Source organism: Pseudomonas sp. HY2-MNA-CIBAN-0224 (assembly GCF_040310285.1).
In the GTDB taxonomy this organism is placed as follows: domain Bacteria; phylum Pseudomonadota; class Gammaproteobacteria; order Pseudomonadales; family Pseudomonadaceae; genus Aquipseudomonas; species Aquipseudomonas helleri.
Genome location: NZ_JBEOPQ010000718.1, coordinates 1 through 254, shown reverse-complemented (window position 1 = coordinate 254; position 254 = coordinate 1). Strand labels below are relative to the sequence as shown.

At 50.0% G+C, this 254-nt stretch carries 1 pseudogene; it reads right to left on the bottom strand.

The features are described 5' to 3' along the window. Positions 1–254, bottom strand: a pseudogene (locus AAEZ03_RS28205) (nitronate monooxygenase); the annotation flags it as partial.

Sequence of the window (254 nt, the reverse complement as noted above, 5' to 3'; positions counted from 1 at the left end):
ACAATCAGCGACGATGCGATCTAAGAGCTCGGCACAAGTTGGAATATCATCAATGAGGCCGACAACTTGACCTGCCGTAATGACCCCATCATCCACCTCGCCTGAATTGAGCACTGCTTGACCACGAGCACCAGCAACGAGCGGACGTATCTCTGCAAATTCAACGCCGCCCTCTCGATACTCCTTGGCGACAACTTCGTCCGATATGGCGTTTTTAAGAACACGGGCGGTGTTATTTAGGGTTCTAAAAATAA